The sequence below is a fragment of the Bacillus sp. FSL K6-4563 genome, from assembly GCF_038630405.1.
Taxonomy (GTDB): domain Bacteria; phylum Bacillota; class Bacilli; order Bacillales; family Bacillaceae; genus Bacillus; species Bacillus pumilus.
Window position 1 is genome coordinate 1 of sequence record NZ_CP152030.1, and the last position, 17154, is coordinate 17154.

Here is a 17154-nt window from a genome sequence, read left to right on the forward strand (position 1 = left end):
ATGGAAAATATTTTGGATCTGTGGAATAAAGCACTTCAAAAAATAGAGACAAAGTTGAGCAAGCCCAGTTTTGAGACATGGATGAAATCGACAAAAGCCCATTCTCTTCAAGGTGATACGCTTACAATTACCGCACCAAATGAATTTGCTAGAGACTGGCTGGAATCAAGATATCTTCACTTAATTGCTGATACCATCTACGAACTGACAGGTGAAGAGCTCAGTATTAAATTTATTATTCCTCAAAATCAGGATGAAGTGGAAGCTATGCCAAAGTCTCCAATTAAAAAAATGTCTAAAGAAGATCCCGTCGATATTCCACAAAATATGCTGAATCCAAAATATACATTTGATACTTTTGTTATTGGTTCAGGCAACCGATTTGCGCATGCCGCTTCACTTGCAGTTGCGGAAGCACCAGCAAAAGCATATAATCCGCTCTTTATTTATGGGGGCGTTGGTTTAGGAAAGACTCACTTGATGCATGCGATTGGTCATTATGTCATCGACCATAATCCATCAGCCAAAGTGGTCTATCTATCATCTGAAAAATTTACAAATGAATTTATCAACTCAATCCGAGACAACAAAGCTGTCGATTTCCGTAATCGCTATCGGAATGTCGATGTGCTTTTGATAGATGATATTCAATTTTTAGCAGGAAAAGAACAAACACAAGAAGAATTTTTCCATACATTCAACACACTTCACGAAGAAAGTAAGCAAATCGTCATTTCTAGTGATCGGCCGCCGAAAGAAATTCCGACACTTGAAGACAGATTACGCTCTCGATTCGAATGGGGCTTAATCACAGACATTACCCCACCAGATTTAGAAACGCGTATTGCGATTTTACGAAAAAAGGCAAAAGCAGAGGGATTAGACATTCCGAATGAAGTCATGCTTTATATTGCCAATCAAATCGACAGCAACATTCGTGAACTGGAGGGTGCTTTGATTCGTGTCGTTGCTTATTCTTCTTTAATTAATAAAGATATCAATGCGGATCTAGCAGCTGAGGCGCTAAAGGACATCATTCCTTCATCGAAGCCAAGGATCATTACAATTAAAGATATTCAAAGAATTGTAGGGCAGCAATTTAATATTCGCTTAGAGGATTTCAAAGCGAAGAAACGTACGAAGTCAGTTGCTTATCCAAGACAAATTGCCATGTATCTCTCTAGAGAAATGACCGATTCCTCTCTGCCTAAAATAGGAGAAGAATTTGGAGGTCGTGATCATACGACTGTCATTCATGCTCATGAGAAGATTTCGAAATTAATCGTTGAAGATGAACAGCTTCAGCAGCATGTGAAAGAAATCAAAGAACAATTAAAATAACCTAGCTGATATAATAAGTACGGGAAAATGTGAATAACTAGAGCATAGTCATACACAGTCTGTCCACATGTGGATAGGCTGTCTTTCCTTTCTTATTACCGACTTATCCACATATTCACAAGCCCTACTATTACTTCTACGATTTTTATTAATAAAATATATATACATGTCATTAAGAAAATTTAGGAGGACCACTATGAAATTCACGATTCAAAAAGATCGTCTTGTCGAAAGTGTCCAAGATGTATTAAAGGCCGTATCCTCTAGAACAACGATACCTATTTTGACAGGGATAAAAATTGTTGCATCTGATGAGGGGGTTTCTCTCACAGGAAGCGACTCTGATATCTCAATTGAATCCTTTATTTCTCAAAGAGATGGAGATTTAGAAGTGATCACGATTGATCGTCCAGGGAGTATTGTGCTTCAGGCCCGCTTCTTTAGTGAAATTGTGAAGAAACTGCCAATGACTACTGTCGAAATTGAAGTAGAACAAAATCACCTCACCATCATCCGTTCTGGTTCAGCGGAATTTAACTTAAACGGCTTAGATGCTGAGGAATATCCGCATCTTCCGCAAATTGAAGAGCATCATGCATTTCAAATTCCGACAGACTTGCTTAAAAACTTAATTCGTCAAACCGTTTTTGCAGTGTCCACCTCAGAAACACGACCTATCTTGACAGGTGTAAACTGGAGGGTAGAAAAAGGTGAATTAATATGCACAGCGACGGATAGTCACCGTCTTGCTTTAAGAAAAGCAAAGTTGGATATTGACGAGGAAAGCTCATACAATGTCGTGATTCCAGGGAAAAGTTTAACAGAGTTAAGTAGAATCCTTGATGACGGACAAGATCTTGTGAGCATCGTAATTACAGAAACGCAAGTTCTCTTTAAAGCACAAAACGTGTTGTTCTTCTCAAGATTGCTGGATGGTAATTATCCAGATACAGCTCGCCTGATCCCGCAGGAAAGTAAAACGGATGTCGTGGTCAACACGAAGGAATTCCTTCAAGCCATTGATCGTGCATCACTTTTGGCAAGAGAAGGACGCAATAACGTCGTAAAGCTGTCAGCTGATCCTGAACAAAGCCTTGAGATTTCTTCTAATTCACCTGAGATCGGTAAAGTAGTCGAAACGGTTCAAGCAGATGACATTAAAGGGGAGGACCTTAAAATCTCCTTCAGTCCAAAATATATGCTGGATGCGTTAAAAGTATTAGAGGGAACAGAAATTCATGTAAGCTTTACTGGCGCCATGAGACCTTTCCTGTTGCGCACACCAAATGATGATTCAATCTTGCAGTTGATTCTTCCAGTCAGAACATATTAATTCAACTAAAATAGCTGCTGTGAGAGTGCACAGCAGCTTTTCTTCTCGTTTACCATGCTTTCTTTCATCCCAGTTCGCTTTCCCCCTTTCCTTCTTGTCTTGTTTTTTAGTACAATTAGATATTAGTGATATTGAAAGAGGTCGATACAATGCCTAATCTTATAACCATTGAGAAAGAAATGATTACATTAGGGCAGTTTTTGAAATTAGCCGAAGTCATCCAATCTGGCGGAATGGCGAAATGGTTTTTAAGTGAACATGAGGTGTTCATTAATCAAGAGCCAGATAATAGACGGGGACGCAAACTATACCCAGGAGATGTTGTCGAGATAGAAGGTTATGGCACATTTCAAGTTGTGAATTAGAAACGGGTGACAATACATGTACATTCAAAGTCTGGCGTTAACTTCATACCGAAACTATGAACACACCGAGCTTCAATTCGACAACAAGGTGAATGTCATGATCGGTGAGAATGCCCAAGGTAAAACGAACTTGATGGAAGCGATCTATGTATTGTCGATGGCAAAGTCGCATCGTACGTCAAATGATAAAGAACTTATCCGATGGGACCAAGACTATGCTAAAATAGAAGGTAGAGTCATCAAAAAAAATGGTCCACTCCCAATGCAGCTCGTGATCTCAAAAAAAGGGAAAAAGGGCAAGGTCAATCACATTGAACAACAGAAGCTCAGTCATTATGTTGGTGCGTTAAACACCATCATGTTTGCACCAGAGGACTTAAGTCTTGTGAAGGGCAGCCCGCAAATCCGCAGAAGATTTCTCGATATGGAGATTGGACAAGTTTCTGCTGTCTACTTGCATGATTTATCGCTCTATCAAAAAATTCTCTCTCAGCGGAATCATTACTTGAAACAATTGCAGACAAGAAAGCAAAAGGATCAAGCGATGCTGGAGGTTTTAACAGAGCAGTTGATTGATGCGGCAGCGAAAGTTGTCAAAAGACGACTGACTTTTACGAAACAGCTCGAGAAATGGGCGCAGCCGTTGCATTTTGGCATTTCTAGAGAGCTAGAAACACTCACGCTCCAATACCACACGGCGATAGAGGTATCAGAAGCGTCAGACTTGTCGAAAATAAAGAATAGCTATGAAGAATCGTTTCAGAAACTAAGAGACAGAGAAATAGACCGAGGAGTGACGCTGTGGGGACCTCACAGAGATGACCTTCTTTTCTTTGTGAATGGTCGGGATGTTCAGACATATGGCTCTCAAGGGCAGCAAAGAACAACAGCTCTTTCACTAAAACTGGCAGAAATCGACTTGATACACGAAGAGATCGGAGAATATCCCATTCTTCTACTCGATGATGTTTTATCTGAACTTGATGATTACAGACAGTCTCATTTGCTCCATACCATTCAGGGACGTGTACAGACCTTCGTCACCACAACAAGTGTTGAGGGCATCGATCACGCCACCTTGAAAGAAGCGGAAATTTTCAGAGTAGCCAGTGGAAAAGTAATTGACTGATAAATGAGGTGTGGGTCTTGTATATTCATTTAGGTGATGATTGTGTTGTTTCTACACGAGAGATTGTCGCAATTGTTGATTACAAAATGAGGTCGTCTTCTGTTGTGGAAGAGTTTCTCCTAAAACAAGAAGGACAAATCATTTCGTTATCACAAGGGACACCCAAATCCATCGTCGTCACAACTAAATCTGTTTATTACTCTCCTCTTTCCTCAAGCACGCTCAAAAAACGTGCTTCATTTGTGATTGAAATTGAAGTCTAAAAGCTCAATTCATATAAATATATCGTTTAAGAAAAGTGTAGGTGAATGTACGTGGCAATGGAACAGCAACATAATAGTTATGATGAAAATCAGATACAGGTGCTTGAAGGACTAGAAGCTGTTAGAAAACGTCCAGGAATGTACATTGGGTCAACCAGTGCAAAAGGACTTCACCATCTTGTATGGGAAATTGTCGACAACAGTATTGATGAGGCTTTAGCTGGATATTGCACAGATATTACGGTGCAAATTGAAAAGGATAATAGCATTACAGTGAAAGATAATGGCCGCGGAATTCCTGTTGGGATTCATGAGAAAATGGGACGTCCTGCTGTAGAGGTTATTATGACTGTTCTTCACGCTGGCGGTAAATTTGACGGCAGCGGTTATAAAGTATCTGGCGGTCTGCATGGCGTAGGGGCATCTGTTGTTAATGCGTTATCTACGACCTTAGACGTGACCGTATATCGTGATGGGAAAATTCATTATCAACAATTCAAACGTGGTGTTCCAGTTGGAGATTTAGAGATCATTGGTGAAACAGATGTTACAGGGACAACCACTCATTTTGTGCCAGATACAGAAATTTTTACTGAAACCATTGAATTTGATTACGACACACTTGCCAACCGTGTACGTGAGTTAGCTTTCTTAACAAAAGGTGTCAACATCGTTATTGAAGATTTACGTGAGGGGAAAGAACGACGAAATGAATACTGCTATGAAGGCGGTATTAAGAGCTATGTAGAACATTTAAATCGCTCAAAAGAAGTCGTTCATGAAGAACCCGTTTACATCGAAGGTGAAAAAGATGGAATCACGGTTGAAGTGGCATTACAATATAACGATTCCTATACAAGCAACATCTATTCCTTCGCCAACAATATCAACACGTATGAAGGCGGAACACACGAAGCAGGCTTTAAAACAGGTCTGACACGTGTCATCAATGATTATGCTCGTAAAAATGGCGTATTCAAAGATGGAGACTCGAATTTGAGCGGTGAAGATGTGCGAGAGGGCTTAACAGCCATTATCTCCATCAAACATCCAGATCCTCAATTCGAAGGACAAACGAAGACAAAGCTCGGTAACTCAGAAGCAAGAACCATTACCGACTCCCTTTTCTCTGAAGCACTTGAGAAATTCCTCTTAGAGAACCCTGATGCTGCAAAGAAAATTGTGGAGAAAGGCGTGATGGCAGCTCGTGCAAGAATGGCTGCCAAAAAGGCACGTGAGCTGACAAGACGTAAAAGTGCACTGGAAGTCTCCAGCTTACCGGGGAAACTGGCGGATTGTTCTTCTAAAGACCCTTCCATCTCTGAACTTTATATCGTAGAGGGAGATTCTGCGGGTGGATCTGCTAAGCAAGGTCGTGATCGTCACTTCCAAGCAATCTTACCGTTAAGAGGGAAGATCCTAAACGTAGAAAAAGCGCGACTAGATAAAATTCTATCGAACAACGAGGTTCGGTCAATGATTACAGCGTTAGGGACTGGAATCGGAGAAGACTTTAATTTAGAGAAAGCTCGCTATCACAAAGTTGTGATCATGACGGATGCGGATGTCGATGGAGCGCACATTCGAACGCTGCTTTTAACATTCTTCTATCGCTACATGCGTGAAATCATTGAAAACGGTTATGTGTATATTGCGCAGCCACCTTTATTTAAAGTGCAGCAAGGTAAACGTGTTGAGTATGTGTATAACGATAAACAGCTAGATGAGCTGCTAAAGACATTGCCTCAAACACCAAAACCTGGACTTCAGCGCTATAAAGGTCTTGGAGAAATGAACGCAACTCAGCTTTGGGAAACAACAATGGACCCTGATGCGAGAACACTTCTTCAAGTCACACTTGAGGATGCGATCGATGCTGATGAGACATTTGAAATGCTCATGGGAGATAAAGTAGAGCCGAGAAGAAACTTTATCGAAGAAAATGCGCAATACGTGAAAAACCTCGATATTTAGATAGATCCCTACTGAGAACAACCTTATTTCTTGTTTGGAATAAGGTTGTTTTTCAAGAAATAGGGGCGTGTAACCAATGTCCTGTTTTTCCGTGTTTTCGCTGATTTTCTAGTAAATAAATGTGTATAAAGACGAGATTATTGATATAATGGAGAATAGTCTTGTGAAGATAAATACATATTTTACTCCCACATAATTTATTTCATGTGATACGTAAAGGGAGGTTCTTATAGTGAGTGAACAACATACACCAAATGTACGCGAAGTGAATATTAGTCAGGAAATGCGTACGTCTTTTTTAGATTATGCAATGAGTGTGATTGTGTCGCGTGCATTACCAGATGTGCGTGACGGATTAAAGCCCGTGCATCGAAGAATTTTGTATGCGATGAATGACCTAGGTATGACAAGTGATAAACCATTTAAGAAATCTGCACGTATCGTCGGGGAAGTTATCGGTAAGTATCACCCTCATGGTGACAGTGCTGTATACGAAGCGATGGTTCGTATGGCGCAAGACTTCAACTATCGTTATATGTTAGTAGATGGTCATGGAAACTTTGGTTCAGTCGATGGAGACGGAGCAGCGGCGATGCGTTACACCGAGGCACGTCTATCGAAGATTTCTATGGAAATCCTCCGTGATATCACTAAGGATACCATTGATTATCAGGATAACTATGACGGCAGTGAAAGAGAGCCAATGGTGATGCCTGCAAGATTCCCGAACTTATTGGTCAACGGAGCGACAGGAATTGCTGTAGGAATGGCGACCAATATTCCGCCACACCAATTAGGTGAAGTGATTGATGGGGTATTGGCTATCAGTCAAAACCCTGAAATGACCACACAGGAACTTATGGATATCATCCCAGGTCCAGATTTCCCAACAGCAGGTCAAATCATTGGCCGAAGTGGTATTCGGAAGGCGTATGAGACAGGGCGCGGCTCTATTACATTAAGAGCAAAATCGGATATTGAGGAAACATCTAGTGGTAAACAGCGCATTGTTATCAATGAGATTCCTTACCAAGTCAACAAAGCCCGTTTAATTGAAAAAATTGCTGATCTTGTGCGTGATAAAAAGATTGATGGCATTACAGACTTGCGTGATGAATCAGATCGTAATGGTATGCGTATTGTCATTGAACTGCGTAGAGATGCAAACGTTCATGTTCTATTAAACAATCTTTATAAACAAACGACACTTCAAACGTCTTTTGGTATCAACTTATTAGCACTTGTTGATGGACAGCCGAAAGTCTTGTCCCTCAAACAATGTCTAGAGTACTATCTAGAGCATCAAAAAGTGATCATTCGCAGAAGAACAGCGTATGAGCTACGTAAAGCAGAAGCAAGAGCACACATTTTAGAAGGTCTGAGAATTGCACTTGATCACTTAGATGAAGTCATTGCTTTAATTAGAGGCTCTCAAACTGCGGAAATTGCGAGAAATGGTTTGATGGAGAACTATAGCTTGTCTGAAAAACAGGCACAGGCCATTCTTGATATGCGACTTCAGCGTTTGACTGGTCTAGAACGAGAAAAGATAGAAGATGAATATAAAGGACTTGTTGATTTGATTGCTGAATTAAAAGCCATTTTAGCAGACAATGAGAAAGTACTTGAAATCATTAGAGAAGAATTAATAGAAATTAAAGAACGCTTCAATGATACGCGCCGTACTGAAATTGTGACAGCGGGTATTGAAACAATTGAAGACGAAGATTTGATTCCTGTTGAGAACATCGTGATTACGCTGACGCATAATGGTTATATCAAGCGTCTCCCTGCATCAACATACCGCAGTCAAAAAAGAGGCGGTAAAGGTGTCCAAGGAATGGGAACCAACGAAGATGATTTCGTTGAACAGTTGATTTCAACATCGACCCACGATACGATTCTTTTCTTCTCTAATAAAGGGAAGGTTTATCGTGCGAAAGGGTATGAGATTCCTGAATTCGGACGGACAGCGAAAGGGATTCCGATCATTAACCTTCTTGAAGTAGAAAAGGGAGAATGGATTAACGCCATTATTCCTGTAAGCGAATTTGATGAAAATTCGTATCTCTTCTTTACAACAAGACATGGTGTATCCAAACGGACGACATTGTCCCAGTTCGCTAACATTCGAAACAACGGTCTTATTGCACTTAGCCTTCGTGACGAAGATGAACTGATGGCCGTTCGTTTAACCAATGGAGAAAAACAAATCATCATTGGGACGAAAAAGGGGATGCTGATTCGTTTCGCCGAGACAGATGTTCGTGAAATGGGACGTACGGCAGCTGGGGTCAAAGGGATTACACTTTCTGAGGATGACATCGTCGTTGGAATGGAAATCCTTGAGCCAGATGCAAACGTATTGATCGTAACCGAAAGAGGTTATGGTAAATTAACGCCTGAAAAAGAATATCGTGTTCAAACTCGAGGCGGTAAAGGTCTTAAAACATGCAAGATCACTGACAACAATGGTCCGCTTGTCACAGTGAAGGCGACCAATGCTGAAGCTGAAGAAGACTTGATGATTATTACAGGGAGCGGTGTCATCATTCGTATGGCCGTTTCAGACATTTCGACAACAGGCCGTGTCACTCAAGGTGTCCGCCTAATCCGTCTTGGTGATGAGGAACATGTCGCAACAGTGGCATTAGTTGAACAATCACAAGAAGACGATGAAGATAATGAAGAGAACGTAGAGAATATAGAGTCAGATCAAGAGCAATCTGAGTAAAAATAAAGCCGGTTTTTCACCGGCTTTATTTTTTTTTGAAAAAACATCACTTTTTTTGAAATTTATAATGCTTTTTTCATAGATATGTGTTAATCTTTCAAAGGAGCAAAAAGAGGCTCTATTTTTTATCTCATTCCCCAGTAAAAACTTCTTAGAAAAACAAAATGTTTTTTAAGAAAAATGTTGACTGTTGATAGAGATATATGATATATTTAAGTGGTCGCTTTAAGAGAGTGACACACAAGTTCTTTGAAAACTAAACAAGACAAAACGTACCTGTTAATTCGAGTTTTTATAAAAAAATCCTATGTTATATCATAGGTAGTCAGTCAAACACTGACGAAAAACAAAACTTCGGTTTTGTACTTTTTCGGAGAGTTTGATCCTGGCTCAGGACGAACGCTGGCGGCGTGCCTAATACATGCAAGTCGAGCGGACAGAAGGGAGCTTGCTCCCGGATGTTAGCGGCGGACGGGTGAGTAACACGTGGGTAACCTGCCTGTAAGACTGGGATAACTCCGGGAAACCGGAGCTAATACCGGATAGTTCCTTGAACCGCATGGTTCAAGGATGAAAGACGGTTTCGGCTGTCACTTACAGATGGACCCGCGGCGCATTAGCTAGTTGGTGGGGTAATGGCTCACCAAGGCGACGATGCGTAGCCGACCTGAGAGGGTGATCGGCCACACTGGGACTGAGACACGGCCCAGACTCCTACGGGAGGCAGCAGTAGGGAATCTTCCGCAATGGACGAAAGTCTGACGGAGCAACGCCGCGTGAGTGATGAAGGTTTTCGGATCGTAAAGCTCTGTTGTTAGGGAAGAACAAGTGCGAGAGTAACTGCTCGCACCTTGACGGTACCTAACCAGAAAGCCACGGCTAACTACGTGCCAGCAGCCGCGGTAATACGTAGGTGGCAAGCGTTGTCCGGAATTATTGGGCGTAAAGGGCTCGCAGGCGGTTTCTTAAGTCTGATGTGAAAGCCCCCGGCTCAACCGGGGAGGGTCATTGGAAACTGGGAAACTTGAGTGCAGAAGAGGAGAGTGGAATTCCACGTGTAGCGGTGAAATGCGTAGAGATGTGGAGGAACACCAGTGGCGAAGGCGACTCTCTGGTCTGTAACTGACGCTGAGGAGCGAAAGCGTGGGGAGCGAACAGGATTAGATACCCTGGTAGTCCACGCCGTAAACGATGAGTGCTAAGTGTTAGGGGGTTTCCGCCCCTTAGTGCTGCAGCTAACGCATTAAGCACTCCGCCTGGGGAGTACGGTCGCAAGACTGAAACTCAAAGGAATTGACGGGGGCCCGCACAAGCGGTGGAGCATGTGGTTTAATTCGAAGCAACGCGAAGAACCTTACCAGGTCTTGACATCCTCTGACAACCCTAGAGATAGGGCTTTCCCTTCGGGGACAGAGTGACAGGTGGTGCATGGTTGTCGTCAGCTCGTGTCGTGAGATGTTGGGTTAAGTCCCGCAACGAGCGCAACCCTTGATCTTAGTTGCCAGCATTTAGTTGGGCACTCTAAGGTGACTGCCGGTGACAAACCGGAGGAAGGTGGGGATGACGTCAAATCATCATGCCCCTTATGACCTGGGCTACACACGTGCTACAATGGACAGAACAAAGGGCTGCGAGACCGCAAGGTTTAGCCAATCCCATAAATCTGTTCTCAGTTCGGATCGCAGTCTGCAACTCGACTGCGTGAAGCTGGAATCGCTAGTAATCGCGGATCAGCATGCCGCGGTGAATACGTTCCCGGGCCTTGTACACACCGCCCGTCACACCACGAGAGTTTGCAACACCCGAAGTCGGTGAGGTAACCTTTATGGAGCCAGCCGCCGAAGGTGGGGCAGATGATTGGGGTGAAGTCGTAACAAGGTAGCCGTATCGGAAGGTGCGGCTGGATCACCTCCTTTCTAAGGATATATGGAGCAGTGTACGTTTTCGTCTTGTTTAGTTTTGAAGGAACTTGCAAAAGATCCTACAACATCATATCTTCGATATGAAAGATGGGCCTGTAGCTCAGCTGGTTAGAGCGCACGCCTGATAAGCGTGAGGTCGGTGGTTCGAGTCCACTCAGGCCCACCATCTTCTATTAAATCGGGGCCTTAGCTCAGCTGGGAGAGCGCCTGCCTTGCACGCAGGAGGTCAGCGGTTCGATCCCGCTAGGCTCCACCAACGTGTTCTTTGAAAACTAGATAACAATAAGTAATACATTCACATTGAATGCAATGCAAAGTTCATCACACATAGTGATTCTTTCTAAAGTAAGAAATGGTTAAGTTAGAAAGGGCGCACGGTGGATGCCTTGGCACTAGGAGCCGATGAAGGACGGGACGAACACCGATATGCTTCGGGGAGCTGTAAGCAAGCTTTGATCCGGAGATTTCCGAATGGGGAAACCCACTGCTCGTAATGGAGTAGTATCCATACTTGAATACATAGAGTATGAGAAGGCATACCCGGGGAACTGAAACATCTAAGTACCCGGAGGAAGAGAAAGCAAATGCGATTCCCTGAGTAGCGGCGAGCGAAACGGGAACAGCCCAAACCAAGAGGCTTGCCTCTTGGGGTTGTAGGACACTCTATACGGAGTTACAAAGGAACGATATAAGCGAAGAGGTCTGGAAAGGCCCGCCAAAGAAGGTAACAGCCCTGTAACTGAAATGTTGTTCTCTCCAGAGTGGATCCTGAGTACGGCGGAACACGTGAAATTCCGTCGGAATCCGGGAGGACCATCTCCCAAGGCTAAATACTCCCTAGTGACCGATAGTGAACCAGTACCGTGAGGGAAAGGTGAAAAGCACCCCGGAAGGGGAGTGAAATAGATCCTGAAACCGTGTGCCTACAAGTAGTCAGAGCCCGTTAAAGGGTGATGGCGTGCCTTTTGTAGAATGAACCGGCGAGTTACGATCCCGTGCAAGGTTAAGCAGAAGATGCGGAGCCGCAGCGAAAGCGAGTCTGAATAGGGCGCATGAGTACGTGGTCGTAGACCCGAAACCAGGTGATCTACCCATGTCCAGGGTGAAGTTCAGGTAACACTGAATGGAGGCCCGAACCCACGCACGTTGAAAAGTGCGGGGATGAGGTGTGGGTAGGGGTGAAATGCCAATCGAACCTGGAGATAGCTGGTTCTCTCCGAAATAGCTTTAGGGCTAGCCTCAAGGTAAGAGTCTCGGAGGTAGAGCACTGATTGGACTAGGGGCCCCTACCGGGTTACCGAATTCAGTCAAACTCCGAATGCCGATGACTTATCCTTGGGAGTCAGACTGCGAGTGATAAGATCCGTAGTCGAAAGGGAAACAGCCCAGACCGCCAGCTAAGGTCCCAAAGTATACGTTAAGTGGAAAAGGATGTGGAGTTGCTTAGACAACCAGGATGTTGGCTTAGAAGCAGCCACCATTTAAAGAGTGCGTAATAGCTCACTGGTCGAGTGACTCTGCGCCGAAAATGTACCGGGGCTAAACGTATCACCGAAGCTGCGGACTGTTCTTACGAACAGTGGTAGGAGAGCGTTCTAAGTGCTGTGAAGTCAGACCGGAAGGACTGGTGGAGCGCTTAGAAGTGAGAATGCCGGTATGAGTAGCGAAAGACGGGTGAGAATCCCGTCCACCGAATGCCTAAGGTTTCCTGAGGAAGGCTCGTCCGCTCAGGGTTAGTCGGGACCTAAGCCGAGGCCGAAAGGCGTAGGCGATGGACAACAGGTTGATATTCCTGTACCACCTCCTCACCATTTGAGCAATGGGGGGACGCAGGAGGATAGGGTAAGCGCGGTATTGGATATCCGCGTCCAAGCAGTTAGGCTGGGAAATAGGCAAATCCGTTTCCCGTGAAGGCTGAGCTGTGATGGCGAGCGAAATTTAGTAGCGAAGTTCCTGATTCCACACTGCCAAGAAAAGCCTCTAGCGAGGTGAGAGGTGCCCGTACCGCAAACCGACACAGGTAGGCGAGGAGAGAATCCTAAGGTGATCGAGAGAACTCTCGTTAAGGAACTCGGCAAAATGACCCCGTAACTTCGGGAGAAGGGGTGCTTCTTAGGGTGTTAAAGCCCCGAGAAGCCGCAGTGAATAGGCCCAGGCGACTGTTTAGCAAAAACACAGGTCTCTGCGAAGCCGTAAGGCGAAGTATAGGGGCTGACGCCTGCCCGGTGCTGGAAGGTTAAGAGGAGCGCTTAGCGTAAGCGAAGGTGCGAATTGAAGCCCCAGTAAACGGCGGCCGTAACTATAACGGTCCTAAGGTAGCGAAATTCCTTGTCGGGTAAGTTCCGACCCGCACGAAAGGCGCAACGATCTGGGCACTGTCTCAACGAGAGACTCGGTGAAATTATAGTACCTGTGAAGATGCAGGTTACCCGCGACAGGACGGAAAGACCCCGTGGAGCTTTACTGCAGCCTGATATTGAATGTTGGTACAGCTTGTACAGGATAGGTAGGAGCCTTGGAAACCGGAGCGCTAGCTTCGGTGGAGGCATCGGTGGGATACTACCCTGGCTGTATTGACCTTCTAACCCGCTGCCCTTATCGGGCAGGGAGACAGTGTCAGGTGGGCAGTTTGACTGGGGCGGTCGCCTCCTAAAATGTAACGGAGGCGCCCAAAGGTTCCCTCAGAATGGTTGGAAATCATTCGCAGAGTGTAAAGGCACAAGGGAGCTTGACTGCGAGACCTACAAGTCGAGCAGGGACGAAAGTCGGGCTTAGTGATCCGGTGGTTCCGCATGGAAGGGCCATCGCTCAACGGATAAAAGCTACCCCGGGGATAACAGGCTTATCTCCCCCAAGAGTCCACATCGACGGGGAGGTTTGGCACCTCGATGTCGGCTCATCGCATCCTGGGGCTGTAGTCGGTCCCAAGGGTTGGGCTGTTCGCCCATTAAAGCGGTACGCGAGCTGGGTTCAGAACGTCGTGAGACAGTTCGGTCCCTATCCGTCGCGGGCGCAGGAAATTTGAGAGGAGCTGTCCTTAGTACGAGAGGACCGGGATGGACGCACCGCTGGTGTACCAGTTGTTCTGCCAAGGGCATCGCTGGGTAGCTATGTGCGGACGGGATAAGTGCTGAAAGCATCTAAGCATGAAGCCCCCCTCAAGATGAGATTTCCCATTCCGCAAGGAAGTAAGATCCCTGAAAGATGATCAGGTTGATAGGTCTGAGGTGGAAGCGTGGTGACACGTGGAGCTGACAGATACTAATAGATCGAGGACTTAACCTATATTCTAATGTGAAGTTTGAACATTGTTATCTAGTTTTGAGAGAACATTCTCTCCATCAGGTTTGGTGGCGATAGCGAAGAGGTCACACCCGTTCCCATACCGAACACGGAAGTTAAGCTCTTCAGCGCCGATGGTAGTTGGGGGTCTCCCCCTGTGAGAGTAGGACGCCGCCAAGCTTTTCTAAGGATCAGTTCCATAAGGAACTGGTCTTTTTTGTTTTTTCTTCTAATAGCATCATGATATAAGCTGGGAACTTCTCTTCGGCAATCTCCATGTAGCGTTCAATCATGACGTAATCATCACTAATGTATTGAGACAGCAGCTCGTACCACCATTCAGTTTCGTAGCGGGCAATCATACTGAGGTTATACATTAATAAGTAATGACTGATGATCTCAGGAATCCCTAAAAAGGAATCACGCGTTGACGGAATATACCATTGATCCATTTCTAAATCATAATGAAGATGAGTAGCCAGCGCTGGGTTTTCTTCTAGAGATACATCAAACGTCAGCTTTTTGGCTTCTCTCTGTTTGAGTTTCCAACTTGTATGAAACTCAAAGTATTCAATAAAACGTTCAGCAGACATGTTATATAGCAATGGAATATGATCTTGAATCATCATCCCATTGGCCTTTTCCACTTTAACTAATGTCGAGGGCTGCTTTTGAAACTCCAGAATATGACTCATTTCAGGTATCTTTGAAAGGAGATGAATCATCGTAAATCGTTCATCTTCAAGTCCATTTAAATGAAATAGATGCTTTAACACATGCATGCATAGTCCATTTCGTTGAATTTTCACCTCATCTTCACTAAAACGGTAGTGCTGCTTCTTTCTCTTTCTCGATGTTACACCATGGGCCAAAACAGAGGTTTGAGAAGGATAGTGAGGATCAACTGTCAGTAAACATGCCTTTAGCAACTGAGCCATTCCATAAAACAATAAAATGGGCTTCAGTTCGAGTGGAGCGATAGCTGCCTGTTCATAGAACGTATGGCCATGCTTTAAAAAATAAATAAACCGTTCACAGTTTTTAAAGGCTTGCTGGTTTGCATCTTGAATGTTCCGTTTCTCATATTGTTGATATAGAAATTTTTGGGAAGTTTCAAGTGAGTAAAAACGTTTTAAATCCTTCCATCCTGAACTTTTCATCTTCTTCCTCAACTCTCTTTATATTTTCTAAAAATTGCAACTGTTTGTTGCTTCCTTGACATGCTGTTTGCTAGTTGATAATCTACATATAATATTTTGCCGAAAAGAGGGGGATTTACTAATGTGGGAAAGTAAATTTTCAAAAGAAGGTTTGACGTTTGACGATGTTTTGCTTGTTCCAGCTAAGTCTGAAGTACTTCCGCGAGATGTCGATTTATCAGTTGAGTTAACAAGCACATTAAAACTAAACATTCCAATTATCAGTGCAGGAATGGACACGGTGACTGAATCACAAATGGCGATTGCAATGGCACGTCAAGGTGGTCTTGGTATCATTCATAAGAACATGTCTATTGAGCAACAAGCAGAGCAAGTGGATAAAGTAAAACGTTCAGAGCGCGGCGTTATTACAAATCCATTCTTCTTAACACCTGAGCATCAAGTCTTTGATGCAGAGCACTTAATGGGTAAATACCGTATTTCAGGTGTACCGATTGTAAATAACATAGAAGATCAAAAGCTTGTCGGTATTATTACGAACCGTGACCTTCGATTTATTTCGGATTATTCAATGAAGATTAGCGATGTGATGACAAAAGAGGAACTTGTGACAGCTTCTGTCGGTACGACGTTAGAAGAAGCTGAAAAAATCCTACAGCAATACAAAATTGAAAAATTACCTCTTTTAGATGACGAAGGAACGTTAAAAGGTCTCATCACCATCAAAGATATTGAAAAAGTGATCGAATTCCCTAACTCCTCTAAAGATGCACATGGTCGTTTAATTGTTGGTGCCGCTGTTGGTGTCACTGGCGATACAATGACTCGTGTGAGAAAATTAGTCGAAGCCAATGTGGATGTCGTTGTCATTGATACGGCACATGGTCATTCACAAGGTGTTCTAAACACTGTATCGAAAATCCGTGAAACGTATCCTTCTCTTAATATCATTGCTGGTAATGTGGCAACAGCCGAAGCAACTAAAGCATTGTTTGAAGCAGGAGCCGATATTGTGAAAGTCGGTATCGGACCAGGATCTATTTGTACAACACGTGTTGTTGCAGGCGTTGGTGTACCACAAATCACAGCGATCTATGACTGTGCAACAGAAGCAAGAAAACATGGTAAAGCTATTATTGCAGATGGTGGAATTAAATATTCAGGTGATATCGTAAAAGCTCTAGCATCTGGTGGACATGCTGTAATGCTTGGAAGCCTTCTAGCTGGTACATCTGAAAGCCCAGGAGACACAGAAATTTTCCAAGGTAGACGCTTCAAAGTTTATCGCGGTATGGGTTCAGTCGCTGCAATGGAAAAAGGAAGTAAAGATCGTTACTTCCAAGAAGATAATAAAAAATTCGTTCCAGAAGGTATTGAAGGCCGTACACCATACAAAGGACCAGTCGTTGATACAGTGTATCAACTCGTTGGCGGTATCCGTTCTGGTATGGGCTATTGTGGAACACAGGACTTACGCTCTCTTAGAGAAGATGCACAGTTCATTCGCATGACTGGTGCAGGACTTCGTGAGAGTCATCCACATGATGTACAAATTACAAAAGAATCACCAAACTACACAATTTCTTGATAAATTGTGACAATCAAATTACATTTGACAGGGTCTATGACTCTGTCTATTTTTTTTGTCTTT

General features: G+C 43.9%; 9 protein-coding genes, 2 tRNA genes and 3 rRNA genes. 13 read left to right on the plus strand and 1 reads right to left on the minus strand.

Annotated features, from left to right (window positions below; genetic code table 11):
• The 12 genes from dnaA to rrf all read left to right on the plus strand — a co-directional run bounded on the left by dnaA (position 1) and on the right by rrf (position 14523).
• Positions 1-1341 (plus strand): chromosomal replication initiator protein DnaA, encoded by a 1341-nt coding sequence (dnaA, locus tag MHH54_RS00005; protein WP_003214781.1) that lies wholly within the window; start codon positions 1-3, stop codon positions 1339-1341.
• A 196-nt stretch (positions 1342-1537) separates the two neighbouring features.
• On the plus strand, positions 1538-2674 hold the full coding sequence (gene dnaN, locus MHH54_RS00010) for a DNA polymerase III subunit beta (RefSeq protein WP_106033057.1): 1137 nt from the start codon (positions 1538-1540) through the stop codon (positions 2672-2674).
• 149 nt (positions 2675-2823) lie between these two features.
• Positions 2824-3039: a S4 domain-containing protein YaaA gene (yaaA, locus tag MHH54_RS00015; RefSeq protein WP_003215257.1), complete on the plus strand. Its 216-nt coding sequence runs from the start codon at positions 2824-2826 to the stop codon at positions 3037-3039.
• A 16-nt stretch (positions 3040-3055) separates the two neighbouring features.
• Positions 3056-4168: a DNA replication/repair protein RecF gene (gene recF, locus MHH54_RS00020; protein ID WP_003215341.1), complete on the plus strand. Its 1113-nt coding sequence runs from the start codon at positions 3056-3058 to the stop codon at positions 4166-4168.
• A 17-nt stretch (positions 4169-4185) separates the two neighbouring features.
• Complete coding sequence (locus MHH54_RS00025; protein WP_003214686.1) at positions 4186-4431, plus strand: extracellular matrix/biofilm biosynthesis regulator RemA family protein; 246 nt, start codon at positions 4186-4188, stop codon at positions 4429-4431.
• 57 nt (positions 4432-4488) lie between these two features.
• Positions 4489-6405, plus strand: a complete 1917-nt coding sequence (gyrB, locus tag MHH54_RS00030) for a DNA topoisomerase (ATP-hydrolyzing) subunit B (RefSeq protein WP_034620352.1) — start codon at positions 4489-4491, stop codon at positions 6403-6405.
• A gap of 232 nt (positions 6406-6637) precedes the next feature.
• Positions 6638-9139, plus strand: a complete 2502-nt coding sequence (gene gyrA / locus MHH54_RS00035) for a DNA gyrase subunit A (protein ID WP_003214767.1) — start codon at positions 6638-6640, stop codon at positions 9137-9139.
• 367 nt (positions 9140-9506) lie between these two features.
• Positions 9507-11055 (plus strand): 16S ribosomal RNA (locus MHH54_RS00040).
• A 95-nt stretch (positions 11056-11150) separates the two neighbouring features.
• Positions 11151-11227, plus strand: a tRNA-Ile gene (locus tag MHH54_RS00045).
• 14 nt (positions 11228-11241) lie between these two features.
• A tRNA-Ala gene (locus tag MHH54_RS00050) sits at positions 11242-11317 on the plus strand.
• A gap of 98 nt (positions 11318-11415) precedes the next feature.
• Positions 11416-14346: ribosomal RNA gene (locus MHH54_RS00055) — 23S ribosomal RNA — on the plus strand.
• Positions 14347-14407: 61 nt separating this feature from the next.
• Positions 14408-14523 (plus strand): 5S ribosomal RNA (gene rrf, locus MHH54_RS00060).
• Together the 16S, 23S and 5S rRNA genes with 2 tRNA genes alongside form the textbook arrangement of a ribosomal RNA operon.
• An 11-nt stretch (positions 14524-14534) precedes the next feature.
• Here the strand turns inward: rrf and MHH54_RS00065 are convergent.
• Positions 14535-15503: a YaaC family protein gene (locus MHH54_RS00065; RefSeq protein ID WP_003218107.1), complete on the minus strand. Its 969-nt coding sequence runs from the start codon at positions 15501-15503 to the stop codon at positions 14535-14537.
• Positions 15504-15624: 121 nt separating this feature from the next.
• Between MHH54_RS00065 and guaB the strand changes: the two genes are divergently transcribed.
• Positions 15625-17091 (plus strand): IMP dehydrogenase, encoded by a 1467-nt coding sequence (gene guaB, locus MHH54_RS00070; protein ID WP_003218109.1) that lies wholly within the window; start codon positions 15625-15627, stop codon positions 17089-17091.
• Positions 17092-17154: the final 63 nt, after the last annotated feature.